This window comes from Pseudomonas sp. SDO5215_S409, assembly GCF_054071325.1.
In genome coordinates this window covers 20,390-39,628 of record NZ_JBSVWN010000059.1, presented here as the reverse complement: position 1 = coordinate 39,628, position 19,239 = coordinate 20,390, and the positions used below count along the sequence as shown (strand labels likewise).

The window sequence follows — 19,239 nt, the reverse complement described above, 5'->3', positions numbered from 1 at the left end:
GTTTGAAGTGTAGACGAATTACTCAGAAATTTATTTCGCGAACAGCACACTAGGTGGCAGCCCCACAGCGCTAACACAACTACCAATATCGGATGCAATTCAAGATCTTAAGTCTCGCCTTACATTCGGCATGCCAAAAACCAGCACGCTATCGGCGAATACGGCACCGCCGGGCTTTAAAAACGTAGAACGTTGCGGCGGGGATCATAAATCACAGCCAATAAAAAACCCCGTAGACATTAATCTACGGGGTTTTCAAGAGTGGAGGCCGAGGTCGGAATCGAACCGGCGTAGGCGGATTTGCAATCCGCTGCATAACCATTTTGCTACTCGGCCTCAAACGATCAATGCCTGACAACAACATTCACCGCATAAACACTTGAGTGGGTTGATGTAACCCTGCCTCTACTCTAACTCGTTGAATACATTGAAGTTTTTAAAGCTTCAGTGCGTTCGATGGGCGCAATTATGTACCCATTTGCCGGGGCTTGCAACCCCTTGATTTCAAAAAAAATTCTCAAGACGGGCAGCGTTTGCCCGTCGTGCACCTTAACGCCCTGCTGCGTGTTTGTCACTGATGACCTGCAAGCGGTACTGCGGGTCGGCCTTTATCTGCGCGTCGGTAAAGGGCAGCGGGCTGAGCTGCTTGGCAGAGAAGGCTTCGGTCTGGTCCTTGAAGTGTGTCGAGGCCGGGTCGCTGGACTGGGAAAACGCCAGCACGCCTTCGGCGCGTGGGCCCTTGTCGTCGAAGGTGACGATTTGCAGATAGCTGGTGCCGCTGACCACCTCACGTTTGCCGTCCTCCCTGGGTACGCTTTGCATGGCGTTGTACACACCCAACTCTTGCGGGCCGCCGTGGATCGGGACCTGGCCGGACACCTGCACATCCCCCCAATGGCTATCCGGTTGCAGATTCGCCACCTGCTGGGCGGACGCCAGCAGCGCGTCGCGCAAGGCCTGCACCACGGCGGGACGCTCGATGGCCAAGCCACGGGGGGTGGTCAATGGCTGGGCCGGGTCGAAGGCGACGCGCCAGGCGTCGGGGATTTGCGAGAGCGCCTGGGCCAGGTTGATGAAGTGCACCAGCCCAAGGCCACTGTCGAGGTTGGCACGCTGGTCCCAGCGTTTCAGGCTGTCGCACACGGCCTTCAACGGTTCGGCCCCAGCGTCCTGGGCGCAGAACTTCAAGACATCCGGCATGACTTGGCTGGCGATGTACACCTGGTTGTCCATGACCATGTTTTGCAGGTCTGCCACCGTGACAGGCTGCGTGCCAAGATCGTGCAAACGCTGCAATGCAAACCGCGCCCGGGCGCCCAAGCCGATGTTTTCTTGGCTGATGACGGGTGAAAATCCGGTCAACGGCGCCTGGGGGTTGACCATCCAGGCCGAGTCATTCGAGTGCTGCACGTAGTCGGTGCGTTGCAGTTGCGGCAATTGGTCAGCCGGGAAAATCCCCGCCTGGGCGGCACGCGGGTCCACGTCCCAGGCGCAGGCGCTGTGGGCACCGTCGAGCATGATCAACTGCAGCCCCGCACGGGGATCGCTGCATTGCGCCAGTTTTTTCGCGCTGACATTCGGCACCACCGACAGGTTCATGTACAGGCTCTGGCCGCTGTCATCGGCGGCCAAGGTGTTGACCCACGGGATGCCTTGCAGTGTGTGCACCGAGGTTTGCAGGTCTTTCAGGCTGGTGGCGCGGTTCATTGCGTACCACTGCTGCAGCACCCGGTCGTTGCCCAGGTTGGCGTCGCGCAGGCTGAACGCGTAATGGCTGTCCCAGTCGAGCTTGCCCGGCCATTGCACCACCGGGCCGAATTGCGAGCTGTACACCGTGCGCTTTTGCGCCGTCACAGTGCCGTCGGCGTTTTTTACGTCCACCGTGATGACGGTTTTATCCATCGGCAAGGATTTGCCATCCAGTAGGTAACGGGTCGGGTCCTTCGGGTCCAGGCTCAGGCGGTACAGGGTGAAGTGCTTGGCGGTGTCGACGGTATGCGTCCACGCTACATGCTGGTTAAAACCGATGTTGATCACGGGCAGGCCAGGCAACGCGGCGCCCATCACGTCCAGTTGCCCGGGAATGGTCAGGTGCATCTGATAAAAGCGCATGCCGCCGACCCACGGGAAGTGCGGGTTGGCCAGTAACATGCCGCGACCGTTGAACGAGCGGTCCCGCCCGATTGCCACCGCGTTACTGCCACGGTCCAGCGCAAACCGCTGTTGATTGGCCTGGGCGACGCTGAATGCCTGAGCGTCCACCTGCGCCGTCGCGCCCGGTGGCGTCGCGCCTACCAGCGCTTCAGCGAATTGCCCTACACCACCTTCAACCAGCAACCTACGGGTCAGCTTGATCAAATCCTCCGGGGTCAGCGGCCTGACCCAATCGGCCTGGCACGCCGCCGGCAAGCCGTTGGCCTTGCGCTCTTGCAGGTAGCGGTTATACCCGGCCACGTACCCTTCGATACGCTGCTGGATCTGCGGGCTTTGCGCCTTCCAGAACGCGGCCACGGCATCAGGCGTGTTCAACCAGGTAAAAAACACATCGCTGACCCGGTTATTGCGCTCTTCCAGCGTCGCCTGCTCAGGCCCGAAATACTTCGCGCGCTCGCCGTTGACCGTGACCACCTCATTGGCCAGCAGGCACAGGTTGTCCTGGGCGTAGGCGTAACCGATGCCGTAACCCAGGCCCCGTTCGTCGGTGGCGCGGATATGAGGCACGCCGAACCGGGTCCAGCGGATGTCCGCCGTCGTCTCTTGCGCCAACGCTGTACCGCTCAACGCCAGCAACACCCCGGCAACACACACCCTGGACAACCTGTTGGAAATAATCACGCAGACCCCACAGCCAAATTAAACATGCCGGCAAAGCCCCGCTTTGCCGGAACCACCCCACAGTACAAACGTAAACCCCAGGAATAATTTAGCCCGCGCAGGTGTTTATTCCGCAGTGTTTCCCGGTGGCAGAGGTGATACCGACAAAATTTCTACATCGCCGGCTTCATGATTTGGGCTGCTCGTTCGTCTTAATACACAAGAGCGCCATCATTTTCCTGATCAGGCTCTGATAAGGAGTTTTTGCATGTACAACTCGCAATCGCCCACGGACGGACACTCATCCAGCCACGAGGCCGCATTCGGTAGCGCCAGCCAGGCATTCGGCAAGGCACCCGAGCACGGCAACCAACGCATTCGCCACCTGCTCAAGCACTTTGGATTGCGCACCAGCCTGATTCGCCTGAAAGTCATCGACGCGCTGCTGACCGCGGCCGACAATCACCGCACCCTGGGGGTACGGGGCGTGCATGGCCACTTGCTGGAGCTGGGTATCCCGTTGTCCTTTCTCAGCGTGCGCGAGGTGCTCAAGCGTCTGTGCACCGAGGGCGTGATCACCCTCAACGCCGACAAGAGCTACAGCCTGCACGAACAGGCTGCGAAAGTGCTCGAAGGCCGGGCCTGACTCAGAGGTTAGGCTTGACCTTGCGGCGCATCACGCCGTTGATCACCACCACGACCACGGCGACCGCAATGGCGATGTACTGGAACGTCTTCTCGCTGATGACCCCGGTGTTTTGCAGGTAGGACAGGCCAAACATCGTCCCCAGCACCACCAGGGAGATCAGAATCGAATATTTCAAACGTTGGGATTGGGTCATGACGGGTTCCTGAACCTGAAAATGTATCGGTTTTGTATCCAAAAGCATGCCAAGCGCTTACCCGTTCTCGGGGATGAGCCGGGGTTGGCGGGGTCTTATGTTACAGGCGATGAAAAGCTTTGGCTTGTCCCGCGCCTGATTGACCTGTCAGTACCCTTGAGGATTTGCAAAATGCTTCGTCGAATCACACTGATGATTCCCTTGCTGATCATGCTGAGCATGAGCGGCTGCATCATTTTCCCCCACGGTGGCGGCTGGCATGACCACCGTTACGATGAGGGCGGCCCCGGTTACTCCCATCGCTGAAACACCCCTTTGATATGAATAGTTAACACCCGCACACACCGTAAGCAGGAACTGCACCGCCCGCTTGAGCACTCAGCAGCGTGCCTCGTCATCAGGAAACGTCTGAAACGAGGCACATGCCCTCTGAATGCCACAGGTGCTCGCGATGATTTCCTACAGCAATGCTCGTCTTTTATCGACTGCCCCACCGGCGCTCTTGCACGTCGTAAAACCGGCCGTCCTACAACCGTCGACAGACACCACCCCCGCCGCCCCGGCATTGGGTTCGCTCAACGGCGCCCTGGGATGGCCTGTGCCCCTGAACCCCGAGCAGCAACGCGCCATTGAAGACCTGGTGGACAACAACACCGCCAACCTGCCGGGGCTGCCCTTGATAAGCCGACGGCAGGGCGCGCTGGGGTATTTGCTCCAGGGCCAGCGGCTGCCACCGCAGGTGTTGCGTGACCCCGCCGCCGCCCTGGAGCAGTTGCTGCGTACCCCTCGCGCCCAAGCCTTGGGCGAAGCCCTACAGACCAAGCTCGCGGGTTTTCCCACTGCCACCAGTAAAACGGACTACCTGCTCGCCGCCCTTCACATCGGGCTGGATCCAGAATCCATCGACACCCCGCAACGCAACAGCGTGGCCGGTTTCAACCTCGCCAGCGCCGCCCATTGGGGCAAACCGGCCAGCGCCGTGATCAACGCCCTGGGCCGCCACCTGGAGAGCGAACGCCGCACCGATGCAGGCGAGCTGGCGGCCCGGCTGCTGCTGGCACGCGTGGCCCCGGTGTTTCTGGTCAAGGACATTCCCGACCACGTGGTGTACGGCAGCCACGCCTGGGCCACACTGTGCATCGCGGTGGCCAGGCAAGAAGCGCAGGTTCAAGGGTCTGCGCACCGCATGACATATGCCCAGCTAATGGACACCACCCACACCCTGACGCAAGCGCCCCCCGCGCCCCTGCTGCGAGAGGCGCTGATCGACTGGGGCGTGTGCAACGGTTACCTGCCCCGCAAAAATGACGAGCACTACACGCCCCAAGCACTTGACCTCACGCGCGCCACGTTCAACCAACAGTTGCACACACTGAAGTCCGCTGCCGAGCGGCTCCAAACCCCACTGCCCAGCCGTAAAGCCTTGGCACTGGCAGCACTCAAACAGCAGTTTGCGGGTATCGAGGACAGCGTATTTGAAGCCCGGACCCTGTCGATCAAAGACACCGAGTTCAACCCCGGCTCGCGCTCAATGCTGGACATCCTCATGGAAGGCAGCAACACCCACTCGTGGGAAACCCGCGATGCGCGCATCCCCATAGCAGCCTTCAACGCCTTCAATAAAAGCATCGATATCCCGGGCACTTTCGAGCCGGAACTGGCCGAACACAAGGAGGTGCACGCCACGCTGGTCAAGCAGTTGATCGCTCGCCTGCCGGTGGAAGACCGCGAGCGCTTTGCCTACGGTCAGCTTGAGTTTTTCAAAGAATCAACCTACGCACCGGGCGTGCTCAGCGACACCCTGGAAAGCCGGAAAAACAGCCTGCTGATAAAGATCGAACACAACCAAACCCGTTATGTCTACGAACTCGACCCCGAACACGGCCTGGTCCGCAACACGCCCCGGCTGCCCGGCAGCGTTCCCGGCAGTCGGCGCATCGGTAATACCCTCTACAAAATCGAGCGATTCATCCCCCGCAGCGACACTGAGCAGCGGCCCATCGCCCATAGCCACCTGCTGCCGCAGAGTTTTTCCAGCGAACGGACTCAATACCTCGCCGACGTGTACTTGGAGGCCCTCGGCCTCGACGCCCAGGCCCGAGGCATGACCTCCTTCGACCAGGAGCGCGGCCAACAGGACATGCTGAAGAACTTCCTGCTCGACCTGATTCCGCTGCGCTCTGCCATCCATCACTTCAAGGACGGCCAGATCGGGGCCGGGATCGCTGACCTGGCGGTTGATATTTTCGGTTTCGTCACGGCGGGCGTCGGCGCCAGCGCAAAGGCGATCAAAGTCATCGGCACCACCGGCTCGGTGGCCCATAAGCTGCTCAAGGGCGTCAAAATTCTCGGCGCCGCCGCGATTGGCGAACTCAACCCGGCAAGTGGCGTGCTGGGTGTGCTTGAAGGGTCGGCAAAGGCCATCAGCCATGGCAGCGAGCGCTTCAAGGCGCTGTTTCGCGCCGCCGACGGGCAAGACCTGTTGACCGCCAGCAGCCTGCATGGCATCTGCGCCAGCGGCGAACTGCGGGTGGGCAACGACAGCCTTCACACCACCGCCGTCCTGCACGACGACCAGTGGTATCACTACAATCGTGCGACGCAACAGCCCTATGGCCCGCCCCTGGACGATTTCACGCCCAGCACCTGGGCCGATGCGGGCACTTTGATGCCACCGGACCGCCATAGCCTCGGCACCGGCACGCATCGCTACAACCCGGTGGCCGTCAACTCTCACCCGCCTTTCGCGCCCACCCGCGTGCCCGTGCTGCCCCGCAAGACCGATCACTTGCTACCGGGCGACTACCTGGTCAACACCCAGGCCAAGGAAGTCCACGCGCACTTCACCCCCTCAAGGCTTGAAGCCACCCGCGAACGGTTTCGCGAGGACATGCGCGCCTACTACAGCAAGCCGGTGACGCGCCCGGCCCTTCCCGCCCTGAACGTTCCCGCCACTGCCAACACACTGATGAGCCAGGCTCTGGACCATACCGACGTGCTGGTCGTGGGCGAGTCCCATCGCGGCATGTCCAGCTTCCAGACGCTGTACGACGCCATGGACACCTACAAGGCCAAGGGCGTCAAATCACTGTTCTGTGAGGGTCTGTTGCAGGACGGCAAAGGGGGCTGGCGCGATGCAGGCCTGGGCACGCTCGGTGCCAACGCGCGTACGCCGGGCAAATTCCCGGCCTTGGCCGACCTGCTTGAAAAAGCCCGGGCCAACGGTATACAGGTCATCCCGCTCGAGCATTACTGGCTCACCCGGCGCAAGGACACGCCCGGCCTGTATCACAACATTCAACCGGACACCCCGCTCTCGCGCCAGCGCCTCGAAGAGTTCAACTACTTCGCCGCGCGCACCATCGAGCAACATGCCAATGGCGGGAAATCGGTGGTGCTGGTCGGGCGGTCACATTTGATGACCTGCGAAGGCGTCCCCGGAATTACCGAGCTGACAAACGGGATTGGCATCAGCATTTATGAAGGCCAGCAGAATATTGCGATGCGCAGTACCCACCCGTTGCCAGACCCGGAAAAATCGCTGAAGACCGGAGAAATGGCGGGTGACTTCCAGATTTTCAGGAAAGTCACCTGACGCACACCGATGTAGCAACTCCATCAGAGCGCGTTTGCCAACAACTCCCTGACGTCCTGATTGGCAAACATGTTGAACCGCCCCAACATTTTGTCCTGGGCGAGGCCCGCCGTCAGGCCTCGCCCTTCTTTTTTCTCAGGACTGACCAGTGGCAAGGCGGGGTCTTTAAGGTTAAGCGGTAAATTGCGCGACATCGTCAAGTCAAACTTACCGTCCTGACGCGCCGCGCAGATGATCTTGCCTTGTGCCGCCGCGGCCCGTACCTCGGGGTCCGCGTATTCTTCATTGGGCTTGAGCCTGTTGAAGAAAGGCGAATACCCCGCTTGAGGGGGCGCCGAGCCTTCGGATTCGGCAATCGCCTGTGGCGTGGAAACCACGAAATACATCACCTTGGCCTTGGCGTCGAACATCATGCCGTTGATGCTCAGGTCCTTGGGCTCGGTAAAGCCTGTTTCCTCATTCAGCTCTTGATAAAGCGTGCTGAGAATGGCCTTCGGGTCACGCGGGTTGGCGGTGACCATCCCGCCCGGTGTGGCGACAAAATCCTGTTTAAAGCCCCAGTCGGCCTCGGTTTCCTGATGACGATGGACATTGAGCAGCCAATCACCGTCCCTGGTCTTGGTGACCGGCAAGGCCACCACAGAATTGACCGTATGCTCGCCCATCAACGTCAGCATTGCCGAGTGCAGTTGCTCTTCTTCATGGGGCGTCATCGTTGGCGTATAGACATGCCCGTCCATGCCCACATACCCCTCAACCGGCTTATGAAACACCTGTGGCGCCTTGGGGTCGGCAAACGCGTTCGCATCGCGCAGGAACTCGTTGCCCCTGAACATGTTGACCTCGGCGAGTTCGCCGACCACCCTCTTTTTGTTCTGCTGCTCGGTAGAAATGACAAAGTAATTGCTCATGTCTGCCGGCTCTGCCTTGTGCTTGCTCCTGTAGAACTGGGCGCGCAGGTTGTCGGTGATAATGACCGGCAAATGATGCGTGGTCAGAAACACCTGCCCCCGCTTGGGCCGCGCCGAGCTTTCAACCGGACGCGCATCTGACAAGGAGGCCGCGGAGTAAGATCGTGAGGCGATGATCGGCTGCATATTTTCTCGGGATCGCTGGCATGGTTAAAAGCCTTGGAATTGAGCGCACGAGCGCCCCACTCACAGAACCCAAATGAGTGGCGATAAAAGAGAATCAGTTCCAGATTTACGCGTCTCAGCGGGCGGGAACAGCCCGGGCCTGAAACCCGGGCATGCAGCCAGGCAATCTCAGCGCTCGTGCACCCAACGCCGATGCAGCCACCGCGCCAGGGTGTCCAGCGCAAAACCCAGCAAGCCAATCAACAGCACCATCGCCATCAGCTCTGAATATGCCAGCCGATCCCGCGTATCGAGGATGTAATACCCCAGGCCCGCGCTGACCCCGAGCATCTCGCACGGCACCAGCACGATCCACAGAATGCCGATGGCCAGGCGCACGCCGGTCAACACATGCCCCGTTACCCCGGGAATGATCACCCGGCGCAAGGTTTCCCAACGGGTCGCGCTCAGGCTCTTGCTCAACTGCAACCAGCGCGGGTCAAGCTGGCGCACACCCGCCGCGGTGTTGAGCAGAATCGGCCACACGGCCGCAAACGCCAGCAGAAAGTAGATCGGTTGGTCGCCCACCCCCATCAACATCACCACGATCGGCATCCATGACAGCGGCGAGATCATCCGCAAAAACTGAAACGCCGGTGTGGTCGCGGCCTCCAGGTTGCGTGAACTGCCCACCAGCAAGCCCAGCGGCACGCCCACCAGCAAGGCCAGGAACAGCCCGACAAAAATCCGCTTCAGGCTCACCGCGATGTGCAGGTAAAGCTCGCCGCGCCCCAGCAATTCCCACAGGCTGGCCAGGGTCGCCTGCAACGAAAAACGCGCCGACAGCCCCCCCGCTTCGCCAAACACTTTCACCCCCAGCCACCAGAGCAACAGCAGCCCCAAAAGCCCGGTGAGGCCGAGCAACCACCCCGGCCAGGTCACGGTTTTACCGTTGTTCAAACGCCAATCTCCTCGCTGCGCTCAAAGCTGTCTGCCAGGCCAAAGGTTTTCATGCCGCCCACCGCTTCGATGGCTTTGCGCACAAAACGGTCGTCCACCAGGTCTTTGGCGACAAAGGCCGGGTCCAGGTCGGCGAGGAAGCGCTTGTCGCCTTCGATCAGCGTGTCTTTGAGGCGGCGCACCAGTTCCTCGGTGTAACTGGGGAACGGGTAAGGCTGGAAGTCGATGCGGTGTTCGTCCCAGTTGGCATGCTGGATCGCGCCATCGGCCAGGTAGGCCGCACGATCACTGGCCGCCGGGGCCAGCACTTTGCTCAATACGGGTTCGGCATGAGGCGTGTAGCGGTTCGGGCCGTCCTTGGACAACAGCTTCACCGCCTCTTCGCGGTTGTCGCGGGTCCAGACCTGCGCTTTGACGATGGCGTTGACCACTTTTTGCGACCACTCCGGGCGGTTGTTCAGATCTTGCTCGTGCATGAACACCACGCAGCAGGCGTGATTGCGCCACACGTCGCCGGTAAAACGCTGCACGCGGCCCACGTTGAGGTTCTCGGCCAGGGCGTTGAACGGCTCGGCGACGATGTAGCCATCGATACGCTTGCTGGCCAGGGCCGGCGGCATGTCCGACGGCGGCAGCACGATCAGGTTGACTTCATTGGCGGCCAGTGCGCTGCCAGCGGCGCGGGCGACCGGGGTCAGGCCGTTGTCGCGAAACAGTTTCTGCACCACCACGTTATGGATCGAATACCAGAACGGAATCGCCACCGACTTGCCGCCCAGTTGCTTGACGTCGGTAATGCCCGGCGCCACGGTCAGGCCCGACCCACCCACATGGTTCCAGGCCACGACCTTGGCCGGCACCTGGCTGCCGTAACGGGCCCACACGGTCATGGGCGACAGCAGGTGGATCACGTTGACCTGGCCAGAAATGAACGCCTCGATCACCTGGGCCCAACTGCGCAGCAGCACCGGGCGCTCGGCCTTGATGCCTTCGGCCTCGAACAGGCCGTTGTTGTGCGCCACCAGCAGCGGCGTGGCGTCGGTGATCGGCAAGTAACCGATGCGCACAGGCGCGTCCGGCTCGGCGGCGGCGCGCGCCTGCAAGCTGCTCAACAATGGCAGTGCCCCGGCGGCGCTGAGCACGGCCGAGAGTTTGAGAAAGTCACGGCGCGAGTGGGTCAGGTCATCCAGACACATGGGTTTAAGCTCCTGCTAATGAAGGTTGAGAGGGTTGAGGGTCGGGGCGGCTCGCCTGCCGTAAGGTCTTGAGGATCTCGATGCGCAGCGCGCCGATGGCGTCCACCTGTTCATCCCGCGGTTGCGGCAGGTCGATATGCCATTCACCCAACGTCCGCGCCGGGCGGTTGCCCAGTAGCAGAATCCGGTCGGACAGCAGCAACGCTTCATCAATATCGTGGGTAATCAGCACCGCTGCCGAACCTTGCTCGCGGTTGACCTTGAGCAACAGGTGTTGCATGTCGGTGCGGGTCACTTCATCGAGCGCGCCGAACGGCTCGTCCAGCAACAGCACTTGCGGTTGACGTGCCAGGCAGCGGGCCAGCGCGGTGCGCTGGGCCATGCCGCCGGACAACTGCGCCGGGAACTGCTGACGCGCAGGCTCCAGGCCCACGGCGGCGATCGCGTGGTCCACGCGCTGGCGCCGCTCATCCGTACTCAAGTGCGGCTGCCGGGCGAAATCCAGGCCAAACGCGACGTTTTTTTCAAGGCTCAGCCATGGCAACAGGCTGGGGTCCTGAAACGCCACGGCCACACGGGGATGGGGGCCGCTCAACGGCTCGCCCAACAGGCGAATGCTACCGCCCTGCGGCGCCTGCAACCCGGCCAGCACACGCAGCAGGCTGGATTTGCCCACGCCGCTGGGGCCGAGGATAGACACCACTTCGCCCGGTTGCAGCTGCAAATCGAAGCCTTCCAACACCGACCGGCCCGCGTACCCCAGGCAAATGCCCTCGGCCTTGAGTACCGCCTGGCTCATAGAGCGGCCTGGCGGTTCAACTCGGTGCGCAGTTGCACCAGGCTCGGCGTGACGATCGGCACAAACGCCGACTCGCGCCAGCGCCGCGCAAACCCGCTGCCGTGGGCGGTGAGGTAGGCTTTGCCGCCGCTGGCCTGCAACTCCAGCTGCACAGCGCTGGCGGCCGTTTCCGCAAGGCCGATGCGCAGGCGGAACAACGGCACCGGTTCTGTCGCGAAACGGCCCGACAACAGGCCTTTCTTGAGGTCGGTGACCAACTGGTCCAGGGTCATGCGCAGCGCTTCCAACTCCTCGCGCAGCACGGTACGGCTGGAGCCCAGGTGATTGGCCACCTCCGCCAGCGAGCGCCGCGCCAGGCCAATCGACATGCCGCATTGCAAGCCCAGGAACGCCGGGCGCACTGCAGGCAGGAACTTGCGGGCGTCTTCGTGCAGCAGCCAGTCGCGACTCAGTTCCACCCCTTCAAAGCCCAGCGCCGCCGTGTTGCTGGACTGCAAGCCCAACAGCTCCAGGTCACGCGAACGCTGCAGGCCCGCCACCGAATCGGGAATGGCCAGGATAAACGGCGTACCGCCCCGCGCATGCTCGATGGCCGCGGCGGCGACAAAACCGTTCTTGCGCAAGTTGGTCACCCAGTGCAGGCGCCCGTTGAGGGTCCAACCATGGTCTGTGGGCTCGGCGCTGATTTGCAGCGATTCGATGCCCGACAAAAACTTCATCGCATTGGACAGCCCGGTCGCCCCGGCCAGCTTGCCGCTGAGCAGGTCCGGCAGCAGTTGCTCGCGCAACCGTGCGTTCGGGCTTTGCAGCAGGTATTCGATAAAGGAACGCTGGCCCCAGCACACAAAGGCCGCTGCCAGGGAATGGCTGGCGACGTCGGCAATGGCCTCTACCGCGCCTGTCACGTCACCGCCCAGGCCACCGAGGTTTTTGGGCACGCCGATGCGCAATACATTCGACTCTGCCAAGCGCGGCAGCACTTCTTGCGGATCGCAACTGCCCACGTCCAGGGCCTGCGCTTGAACATCGAGCCAGCGGCTCAAGATTGGGTCAAGCATTCATGTCTCTCCTTGTTACATCCTGTTTGCCATCGCGAACGCTTGCGCGCCTTCAGCTTGCCGGTTTTTCCCAACGGTATTGCGCCAGTTCCGGGTTCAGCGGCGTACGGGCAAACACGTTGGCGAAGTTGCACAGGGTGGCCAGGCTGACGCCCAAAATGACCTCCAGCGCGTGAGCATCGGTAAAGCCCGCTGCACGAAACTGCTCGAAACCTGCATCGCTGACATCCCCACGGGTGGCGATCACTTCGCGGGTAAAGGCGGCCAGTGTCTCATAACGCTCGTTGGGCAGCTCGCCGCGTGCGCGCAGGGCCTCAATCACCGCTTCGGGCAGCTTGGCCTTGTTGCGGGCAACTGCCGTGTGCCCGGCCACGCAAAAATCGCAACCGTGGTTGGTCGCCGCGATCAGTTGCACCACTTCGCGGTCGGCCAGGCTCAGGTCCGACTTGGCGTTCAGGCCAGAAACCGTGATGTAGGTTTCCAACGCCGCCGGGGCATTGGCCAGCACCGCCAGCAGGTTCGGGATGAAACCCGAGCCTTTGAGGGCGTTTTCCAGGAAGGGTTTGGCGGCTTCAGGGGCCGTTTCGAGGGTCAACAACGGTACGCGGGACATGGAGTGGTCTCCTGATGAATTCGTGTGCCAAGTCTGTTGGTTATAAAAAAAGTGCTCAATAGTCTAAAGTAGCGATTACTTGCTCTTGAGTCTTTGCATTAGATGAAATCATCCAGTGTCCTCGTCGATTGGTTATTAGACAGCCTCGAACTCAACACCAGCCTGTTTCACGTCGGCCGTTATTGCGGCGACTGGCATGCCAGCACCCATGGCCTGGCCAGCGCCAGTTTTCACCTGGCCGTGCAGGGGCAATGCTGGCTGCACATCGACGGCGACCCCACTCCGTACGCGCTGAATCACGGCGACGCGGTGTTTCTGTTGAGTGACCTGGCCTACCGCCTGTCTGGCGAAGCCACCGCCGAGGCGGCCCTGCACTGCCCGCGCAAGCCCATGGTGCCGTTGGACAGCCAGGCCACCGACGGCGTGGGCCTGGTGTGCGGGTTCTTTCACTTTCAGTCGGGTTTGTCGGCGCTGATCGTCGATACCCTGCCTGCGTGGATCATCCTGCGGGCCGGCGACCCGTCGCTGACCGCCGCGCGCAACCTGTTTGAATTGATCCTGCAAGAATGCGAACGCACCCCGGCGCCCTCCTCGGCGCTGCTTGAGCGCCTGTGCCACCTGTTGTTCCTGTACGTGCTGCGCCAACAAGTGGTGGACAACCCCGAACTCGGCGGCCTCGCGGCCCTGGCCCGGCAACCCGCGTTCTCCGGCCTGCTGGAGCAACTGATCGCCCGCCCGGCCGACCCCTGGACCCTGGAAAGCATGGCCGCCTGCACCGGCCTCTCGCGCTCGGCGTTTTTCAAGCGGTTCAACGAACTGTGCGGCCAGTCGCCGGGGCAAGTGTTGCTGATGATGCGCATGCGCCATGCCTGCGAGCTGTTCAAACGGGACCAGACCGTGGCGGATGTGTGCATTGCCGTGGGGTATCAGTCGGTCGCAGCCTTTACCCGTGCGTTTCATAAAGTCACCGGGGTCCAGCCGGGGGCGTATCGCAAGGCTCAAGGTTGAAGTCACCTTTGTGCCGGTCCACGCCTAAAGCTCGCCCTTGCCAAGCCGATAGCCTGTCGAAGCTCGAACAAAGCCCGAATAACGCTTCGCAAGGACGAGTCCATGCCCTCATTACGTTCTATCCAAGCCCGCTACACCCTGTTTTTGGTGCTGTTCGTCCTGTTGTTGTTCGTGCTGACGGTGGTGGGCATCGGCCAGATGGTCGCCCCCACGTTGCGCCACACCGAAGAACAGGTGGTGCTCAACCGCATCGCCGAAGTGGCGCGCCAGATCCAGAACGAGTTGAACAAGGTTCAGGCCCAGCAGCGCAGCATCACCCAAACCATCCCCCTGCTCGACAGCGATGCCATCGACAAGGTGCTGCCCGGCCTGGTGGACCAGTACGGCGAACTGAAAGTGTTCGGCGGCGGTATTTGGCCGCTGCCGGGCCAGCGCACGCCGGGGCGCAATAAGCACAGTACGTTCTGGCACCGCGACGCGTCGGGCAAGCTGGCGGTCAACACGTTCTGGAACAGCGACCCCGCCCCCAACTACTACGACCAGAGCTGGTACAAGGGCGGCCTCGCCCCGTAGCCAGTGCGCCTGGGCGGCCGCCTACAAGGACGACGCCAGCCAGGAACCGCGCACCAACTGCGCCATGGCCATCCAGCGCGATGGCGTGCCCTATGGCGTGGCCACCATTGACGTGACCCTGGGTTTCTTCAACGACCTGGTGGCCACCCAGGAAAAAGACCTCGGCGGGCAAATGCTGATCGTCGAAGGCGACGGCAAGATCATCAGCAACAGCACCCGTATCAGTGGCCCGGTGGTGCTAAAAAACATCAGCGAACTTACCGGCACCTCGGCGTTTGCCGCCCAGGTCAGCGCGGCGCTGGCCCAACGCGACAACGGCCTGCAACGCCACGAGTTCGACAACCAGGGCGTGGACAGCACGTTCTTCATGCGCCCTATCGAAGGCACCCCGTGGTTCCTCGCCACCGCCCTGCCCACCCAACTGCTCACCGCCCAACGCGATGACGTGCTCAGCAGCCTGGCCTGGTTGCAGATCCCCATGGTGGTGCTGTTGGTGTTGCTGGCCGCTTATGCGATTCGCCAACTGGTGCAACGCATGCACGCGCTCAAAAGCAATATCGACGCGCTGTCCGCCGGTGATGCCGACCTGACCCGACGCATCACCATCCGCGCCGAAGACGAACTGGGCGCCATTGGCCACTCGGTGAACCGTTTTATCGCGTACCTGCAAAACATGATCGGCGAAGTCACCCAAGCCACCGGTGCGATGTCGTCGAGCCTGGTGCAGTTGCAGCAAACGTCGGCGCAGGCCAACCAGATTCTGGTGCGCCATGCCTCGGAAACCGACCAGACCGTGACCGCCATCACCCAAATGAGCTCCACCGCCGACACCGTGGCCGCCAACGCTGCCGAAACCGCCGCGTTCACCCAACGCGCCAACGAACACGCCGACCGCTCGCGGGTGGTGGTCGGGGAAGCCTCGCGCAGCGTCAGTGCGCTGGTCGGCGAAGTGTCCAGTGCCACACAAACCGTTGAAAACATGCGCCAGGACGCGGCACGCATCACCGAAACCCTGGACGTGATCGGCGCCATTGCCGGCCAGACCAACCTGCTGGCCCTGAACGCGGCCATTGAAGCGGCGCGGGCGGGCGAGCAAGGGCGCGGGTTTGCGGTGGTGGCCGACGAAGTGCGCGCCCTGGCCGCCCGCACCCAGGCCAGCACCTCGCAAATCAACGAAATGCTGGCGCGGTTGACCTCGGGCGTGAGTTCGTCGGTGTCGGCCATGGAAGCCACCCAGGCCAGTTGCCAGTCGGCCGCCGACGCGACCGAGCGGGTCAACAGCGGCCTGGACGAGATGGCAAGCTCGGTGGGCCATATCAACAACCTCAGTACCCAGATCGCCACCGCCGCCGAACAGCAAAGCGCGGTGACCGAAGAAATCAACCGCAGCATGGTGCACATCCGCCACATGGTCGATGAGCTTGTGCAAAGCGGCCACGCCACCGAGCACAACACCCAGGACCTGCTGGCGGCCAATGGCCGGGTGATCGCGTTGATGAGCCGCTTCCGGGTGCGCTGAAAAATAGCCCCCTCGCTCCCGTGCAATGCGCGGGAGTGGGACTACTCTGAAGGGTCGAAGTGCTTAGTCTCGCGACACAGGAGGTGTGCAATGCACGCAGTTGAGCATTCGATCCGTCTGGAGCGGATCAGCCTGGAGCGCTTTATCCAGGCCCCTATCGAAACCGTCTACGACTACGTCACCCAGCCCGATCGCTGGCATGAATGGCATCCCAGCTCCCTGGGCGCCGACACCGGCACCCAGGGCCCGCTGCCCGCCGGGCACCGTTTCAGCGAAACCATCGACCTGATGGGTGTGCAGGTACTCATGAGCTACCGGGTGCAAGTCGCCCAGCCGCCCCGGGAATTCAAGACCGTGTTCACCTCGTTGGCCGTGGACGGCTGTATCCATTATGTGTTGCAGGCCAAAAAGGGCGGCACCCTGTTCAAACGGGTGTTGACCTATGAAACCGAGCTGCAACTGGCCTGCCTGCACGACCGCATGGTCGCGCTGTCCCACCAGGCCCTGGACCACCTCAAGCAACGCCTCGAAATGCCGCCCATTTGACCTGCCCCTCGACCCACAGGCCTGGCAAGCCTGTCGGGCACTTGGTAAAAACTCGAAACACATCCGAAAATTTCTACGTTCAAAAGCGGCGAGAATGCGCGCCTTGTCGCCGCCAACCGGATAAATAAACGATGAAAACCACCCTGCGATGGGCGCTGCTGTCTGGCCTGTGCATGACCGCTATGGCCCAGGCCGCCGAGTTGATCCCGATTGACGTCCACCGTGACGCCCACTGCGGCTGCTGTAAGAAATGGATCAGCCACTTGGAAAGTCACGGGTTCAAGGTCAATGACCATGTCGAGGCAGACATGAGCGCGGTCAAGCAACGATTGGGCGTGGCCCCGCGCCTGGCGTCCTGCCATACCGCCGTGATCGACGGCAAATTTGTCGAAGGCCACGTGCCCGCCGACCAGGTGCTGGCCCTGCGCAAGCGCGATGACCTGCTGGGCCTCGCCGCACCGGGCATGCCGCTGGGCTCGCCGGGCATGGAAATGGGCGACAAACGCGAGGCCTATCAAGTCATCGGCCTGACCCGTGAAGGCAACGACGTGGTGGTGGCTGACTACCCGGCACATTGACCGATGCTCACCGGCTACCTGGGCCTGTTCGCTGCCGCCTTTGGCGCGGCCACGCTGCTGCCCTTGCAATCGGAAGCGGTGCTGGTGGGGCTGATGCTCAGCGGGCATTTCAGCGTTGCCGGGCTGTTGCTGGTGGCCACGCTGGGCAATGTGCTGGGCTCGGTGGTCAACTGGCTGCTGGGGCGCTCGGTCGAACGCATCAAGGACCGGCGCTGGTTTCCGATCACACCCCGGCAGTTGGAAAAAGCGCGCAGCCACTACCAGCGCTGGGGCTATGGGGCGTTGCTGCTCAGTTGGGTGCCGGTGATCGGCGACCCCATCACCCTGGTGGCCGGGGTGATGCGCGAACCCTTGTGGCGCTTTGTGCTACTGGTGACGCTGGCCAAGGCCACGCGCTACAGCGTGCTGGCGCTGTTCACGCTGCACTGGATTTAATCCTGCGTTAATCCTCCCCCAACAGCATCCGGGCATTGTTTTCGGAGCCGTGCCCATGCCCCTCACCCGCTCGTTTTGCCTTGCCGCCGTGCTGCTTGCCGGCACCGCGCCCGCCGTTGCCGACGGCCCGGCCTATGGTCCCGAACTGCAGGGTTTTGCATACCCTTACCCGGTCGAGCATTTCAACTTCCAGTCCCAGGGCAAAGCCCTGCAAATGGGCTACATGGACGTGCCCGCCAAGGGCACGCCCAACGGTCGCAGCGTGGTGTTGCTGCACGGCAAGAACTTTTGTGGCGCCACCTGGGACGCTTCGATCAAGGCCCTGAGCGACGCCGGTTACCGGGTGGTTGCACCGGACCAGATCGGCTTCTGCACCTCCAGCAAGCCGGACAGCTACCAGTACAGCTTCCAGCAACTGGCGATCAACACCCACCAACTGCTGGAAAAGCTGGGCATTCAAAAGGCCACGATCCTGGGCCACTCCACCGGCGGCATGCTGGCGACCCGCTACGCCCTGCTCTACCCCGAGCAAACCGAGCAACTGGCGCTGGTCAACCCTATCGGCCTGGAAGACTGGAAAGCCCTGGGCGTGCCCTATCGCAGCGTGGACCAATGGTACGAGCGCGAACTGAAACTCAACGCCGACGGCATCCGCAAGTACGAACTCAACACCTACTACGTCGGCCGCTGGAAGCCCGAATACGACCGTTGGGTCGACATGCTCGCCGGCCTGAACAAAGGCCCGGGGCATACCCAGGTCGCCTGGAACTCAGCCTTGATATACGACATGATCTTCACCCAGCCGGTGTACTACGAGTTCAAGGACTTGCAGATGCCCACCTTATTGATGATCGGCACCTCGGACACCACCGCCATTGGCAGCGACATCGCGCCACCGGCGGTCAAGGCCAAGATCGGCCACTACGACGTGCTGGGCAAACAGGTGGCCAAGCTGATTCCCCACGCCACCCTGGTGGAGTTCCAGGGGTTGGGCCACGCCCCGCAAATGGAAGAACCGGCCAAGTTTCACCAAGCGCTGCTGCAAGGGCTCAAGGCGCTTTAACCCAGCGCTTTCCAGGCGACTATGAAATGCGCCCGACGCTGGTGCGGTGGCCTCACCCGCGTCGGCAGTGTTCAACCGAAACCTAGATGAGTAGACATGTCCATTACTAATCCACAGGTCATCGATATCTGGGCGATCCCAACTTGGGAGCCTGACAACGTGGTGCTGTATATCTCTGACCACCTTGAATGGGGCGGTAAAGCTGAGCAAGGTGAACACCTGCAATTGCTGCAAGACAAGCTCAACACCTACGTTGCGTTCATCGAAAGCGGTGAGATTTACACCCAGATCCCCAACGCACTCGGCAAGCATCCCATCATTCGTATCAACGGCTTATATGAGCTGCCCGAGCAAGGCGAATTCTTTATTGACCGTGCCGCACAGACGCTGAAGGAAGTGGGTATCGGGTTAGAGTTCGTGCTCGATCAAAATGACGCCATACGCGACCTATGAAGTTCTGCTTTAGCGGAGTTCGACCTGACCGTGCCGAAGAGGATTCGCTTAAATTCAAATTGGCTTCAAGACACACTCAAATAGCCGATTTCCCGTCATCGAACCCAACAC

The 19,239-nt window shown here is 61.7% G+C and carries 19 protein-coding genes, 1 tRNA gene and 1 pseudogene; 12 read left to right on the top strand and 9 right to left on the bottom strand.

The features are described from left to right. Positions 1–262 precede the first annotated feature (262 nt). Positions 263–336, bottom strand: a tRNA-Cys gene (locus tag ACW9H9_RS24015). A 213-nt stretch (positions 337–549) separates the two neighbouring features. Beyond that, a complete protein-coding gene (gene pvdQ, locus ACW9H9_RS24010) occupies positions 550–2,835 on the bottom strand; it encodes a bifunctional acylase PvdQ (RefSeq protein WP_457345696.1) in 2,286 nt (761 codons plus the stop codon). Between the two features lie 247 nt (positions 2,836–3,082). On the opposite strand from pvdQ, the gene ACW9H9_RS24005 reads away from it, so the two are divergent. Beyond that, positions 3,083–3,460: a fe2+ zn2+ uptake regulation protein gene (locus tag ACW9H9_RS24005; RefSeq protein WP_457345695.1), complete on the top strand. Its 378-nt coding sequence runs from the start codon at positions 3,083–3,085 to the stop codon at positions 3,458–3,460. 1 nt (position 3,461) lies between these two features. Here the strand turns inward: ACW9H9_RS24005 and ACW9H9_RS24000 are convergent, their stop codons facing one another. After that, positions 3,462–3,656 carry a hypothetical protein gene (locus ACW9H9_RS24000; RefSeq protein WP_457345694.1) on the bottom strand — a complete coding sequence of 65 codons (195 nt, stop codon included), beginning with the start codon at positions 3,654–3,656 and terminating at the stop codon, positions 3,462–3,464. A gap of 171 nt (positions 3,657–3,827) precedes the next feature. Between ACW9H9_RS24000 and ACW9H9_RS23995 the strand changes: the two genes are divergently transcribed. Both ACW9H9_RS23995 and ACW9H9_RS23990 read left to right on the top strand, forming a co-directional pair. After that, positions 3,828–3,962, top strand: a complete 135-nt coding sequence (locus tag ACW9H9_RS23995) for a hypothetical protein (protein ID WP_457345692.1) — start codon at positions 3,828–3,830, stop codon at positions 3,960–3,962. A 145-nt stretch (positions 3,963–4,107) separates the two neighbouring features. Then, positions 4,108–7,251: a membrane-targeted effector domain-containing toxin gene (locus ACW9H9_RS23990; RefSeq protein ID WP_457345691.1), complete on the top strand. Its 3,144-nt coding sequence runs from the start codon at positions 4,108–4,110 to the stop codon at positions 7,249–7,251. Positions 7,252–7,274: 23 nt separating this feature from the next. On the opposite strand, the gene ACW9H9_RS23985 is transcribed toward ACW9H9_RS23990, so the two are convergent. From ACW9H9_RS23985 to ACW9H9_RS23960, 6 genes are all read right to left on the bottom strand, one after another. Beyond that, the gene (locus tag ACW9H9_RS23985; RefSeq protein ID WP_457345690.1) at positions 7,275–8,348 is read right to left on the bottom strand and encodes a hypothetical protein; all 1,074 of its coding nucleotides are present in this window, start codon (positions 8,346–8,348) and stop codon (positions 7,275–7,277) included. Positions 8,349–8,516: 168 nt separating this feature from the next. Continuing rightward, a complete protein-coding gene (locus tag ACW9H9_RS23980; protein ID WP_457345698.1) occupies positions 8,517–9,269 on the bottom strand; it encodes an ABC transporter permease in 753 nt (250 codons plus the stop codon). Positions 9,270–9,283: 14 nt separating this feature from the next. Beyond that, positions 9,284–10,483 (bottom strand): ABC transporter substrate-binding protein, encoded by a 1,200-nt coding sequence (locus ACW9H9_RS23975; protein WP_457345689.1) that lies wholly within the window; start codon positions 10,481–10,483, stop codon positions 9,284–9,286. A 4-nt stretch (positions 10,484–10,487) separates the two neighbouring features. Next, positions 10,488–11,282: an ABC transporter ATP-binding protein gene (locus ACW9H9_RS23970; RefSeq protein WP_457345688.1), complete on the bottom strand. Its 795-nt coding sequence runs from the start codon at positions 11,280–11,282 to the stop codon at positions 10,488–10,490. Next, positions 11,279–12,340 (bottom strand): acyl-CoA dehydrogenase family protein, encoded by a 1,062-nt coding sequence (locus ACW9H9_RS23965; RefSeq protein ID WP_457345687.1) that lies wholly within the window; start codon positions 12,338–12,340, stop codon positions 11,279–11,281. The genes ACW9H9_RS23970 and ACW9H9_RS23965 overlap by 4 nt, the downstream gene beginning before the upstream one ends. A gap of 52 nt (positions 12,341–12,392) precedes the next feature. Beyond that, on the bottom strand, positions 12,393–12,953 hold the full coding sequence (locus tag ACW9H9_RS23960) for a carboxymuconolactone decarboxylase family protein (protein ID WP_457345685.1): 561 nt from the start codon (positions 12,951–12,953) through the stop codon (positions 12,393–12,395). A 102-nt stretch (positions 12,954–13,055) separates the two neighbouring features. Here ACW9H9_RS23960 and ACW9H9_RS23955 point away from each other — a divergent pair, with 102 nt between their 5' ends. The 9 genes and pseudogenes from ACW9H9_RS23955 (at position 13,056) to ACW9H9_RS23915 (ending at position 19,128) form a co-directional block, all read left to right on the top strand. Further along, a complete protein-coding gene (locus ACW9H9_RS23955; RefSeq protein ID WP_457345684.1) occupies positions 13,056–13,961 on the top strand; it encodes an AraC family transcriptional regulator in 906 nt (301 codons plus the stop codon). Between the two features lie 102 nt (positions 13,962–14,063). Beyond that, entirely contained in the window at positions 14,064–14,534 is a 471-nt protein-coding gene (locus ACW9H9_RS23950; RefSeq protein WP_457345683.1) for a hypothetical protein, read from the top strand. Positions 14,535–14,586: 52 nt separating this feature from the next. After that, positions 14,587–15,144 (top strand): annotated as a pseudogene (locus ACW9H9_RS23945) (cache domain-containing protein); the annotation flags it as partial. A gap of 63 nt (positions 15,145–15,207) precedes the next feature. Beyond that, positions 15,208–16,053: a methyl-accepting chemotaxis protein gene (locus ACW9H9_RS23940; protein WP_457345697.1), complete on the top strand. Its 846-nt coding sequence runs from the start codon at positions 15,208–15,210 to the stop codon at positions 16,051–16,053. Between the two features lie 90 nt (positions 16,054–16,143). Beyond that, entirely contained in the window at positions 16,144–16,599 is a 456-nt protein-coding gene (locus tag ACW9H9_RS23935; RefSeq protein WP_457345682.1) for an SRPBCC family protein, read from the top strand. A 131-nt stretch (positions 16,600–16,730) separates the two neighbouring features. After that, the gene (locus ACW9H9_RS23930; protein WP_457345680.1) at positions 16,731–17,177 is read left to right on the top strand and encodes a DUF411 domain-containing protein; all 447 of its coding nucleotides are present in this window, start codon (positions 16,731–16,733) and stop codon (positions 17,175–17,177) included. A gap of 3 nt (positions 17,178–17,180) precedes the next feature. Beyond that, complete coding sequence (locus ACW9H9_RS23925; RefSeq protein WP_457345679.1) at positions 17,181–17,612, top strand: YqaA family protein; 432 nt, start codon at positions 17,181–17,183, stop codon at positions 17,610–17,612. A 55-nt stretch (positions 17,613–17,667) separates the two neighbouring features. Beyond that, a complete protein-coding gene (locus ACW9H9_RS23920) occupies positions 17,668–18,675 on the top strand; it encodes an alpha/beta fold hydrolase (protein ID WP_457345678.1) in 1,008 nt (335 codons plus the stop codon). 96 nt (positions 18,676–18,771) lie between these two features. Further along, entirely contained in the window at positions 18,772–19,128 is a 357-nt protein-coding gene (locus ACW9H9_RS23915; RefSeq protein ID WP_457345677.1) for a DUF6572 domain-containing protein, read from the top strand. Positions 19,129–19,239 lie beyond the last annotated feature (111 nt).

Coding starts and splice junctions, on each gene's coding strand:
- ACW9H9_RS24005 (WP_457345695.1), top strand. CDS start 3,083: ATGTACAACTCGCAATCGCCCACGGACGGACACTCATCCAGCCACGAG.
- ACW9H9_RS24000 (WP_457345694.1), bottom strand. CDS start 3,656: ATGACCCAATCCCAACGTTTGAAATATTCGATTCTGATCTCCCTGGTG.
- ACW9H9_RS23995 (WP_457345692.1), top strand. CDS start 3,828: ATGCTTCGTCGAATCACACTGATGATTCCCTTGCTGATCATGCTGAGC.
- ACW9H9_RS23990 (WP_457345691.1), top strand. CDS start 4,108: ATGATTTCCTACAGCAATGCTCGTCTTTTATCGACTGCCCCACCGGCG.
- ACW9H9_RS23985 (WP_457345690.1), bottom strand. CDS start 8,348: ATGCAGCCGATCATCGCCTCACGATCTTACTCCGCGGCCTCCTTGTCA.
- ACW9H9_RS23975 (WP_457345689.1), bottom strand. CDS start 10,483: ATGTGTCTGGATGACCTGACCCACTCGCGCCGTGACTTTCTCAAACTC.
- ACW9H9_RS23970 (WP_457345688.1), bottom strand. CDS start 11,282: ATGAGCCAGGCGGTACTCAAGGCCGAGGGCATTTGCCTGGGGTACGCG.
- ACW9H9_RS23965 (WP_457345687.1), bottom strand. CDS start 12,340: ATGCTTGACCCAATCTTGAGCCGCTGGCTCGATGTTCAAGCGCAGGCC.
- ACW9H9_RS23960 (WP_457345685.1), bottom strand. CDS start 12,953: ATGTCCCGCGTACCGTTGTTGACCCTCGAAACGGCCCCTGAAGCCGCC.
- ACW9H9_RS23955 (WP_457345684.1), top strand. CDS start 13,056: ATGAAATCATCCAGTGTCCTCGTCGATTGGTTATTAGACAGCCTCGAA.
- ACW9H9_RS23950 (WP_457345683.1), top strand. CDS start 14,064: ATGCCCTCATTACGTTCTATCCAAGCCCGCTACACCCTGTTTTTGGTG.
- ACW9H9_RS23940 (WP_457345697.1), top strand. CDS start 15,208: ATGATCGGCGAAGTCACCCAAGCCACCGGTGCGATGTCGTCGAGCCTG.
- ACW9H9_RS23935 (WP_457345682.1), top strand. CDS start 16,144: ATGCACGCAGTTGAGCATTCGATCCGTCTGGAGCGGATCAGCCTGGAG.
- ACW9H9_RS23930 (WP_457345680.1), top strand. CDS start 16,731: ATGAAAACCACCCTGCGATGGGCGCTGCTGTCTGGCCTGTGCATGACC.
- ACW9H9_RS23925 (WP_457345679.1), top strand. CDS start 17,181: ATGCTCACCGGCTACCTGGGCCTGTTCGCTGCCGCCTTTGGCGCGGCC.
- ACW9H9_RS23920 (WP_457345678.1), top strand. CDS start 17,668: ATGCCCCTCACCCGCTCGTTTTGCCTTGCCGCCGTGCTGCTTGCCGGC.
- ACW9H9_RS23915 (WP_457345677.1), top strand. CDS start 18,772: ATGTCCATTACTAATCCACAGGTCATCGATATCTGGGCGATCCCAACT.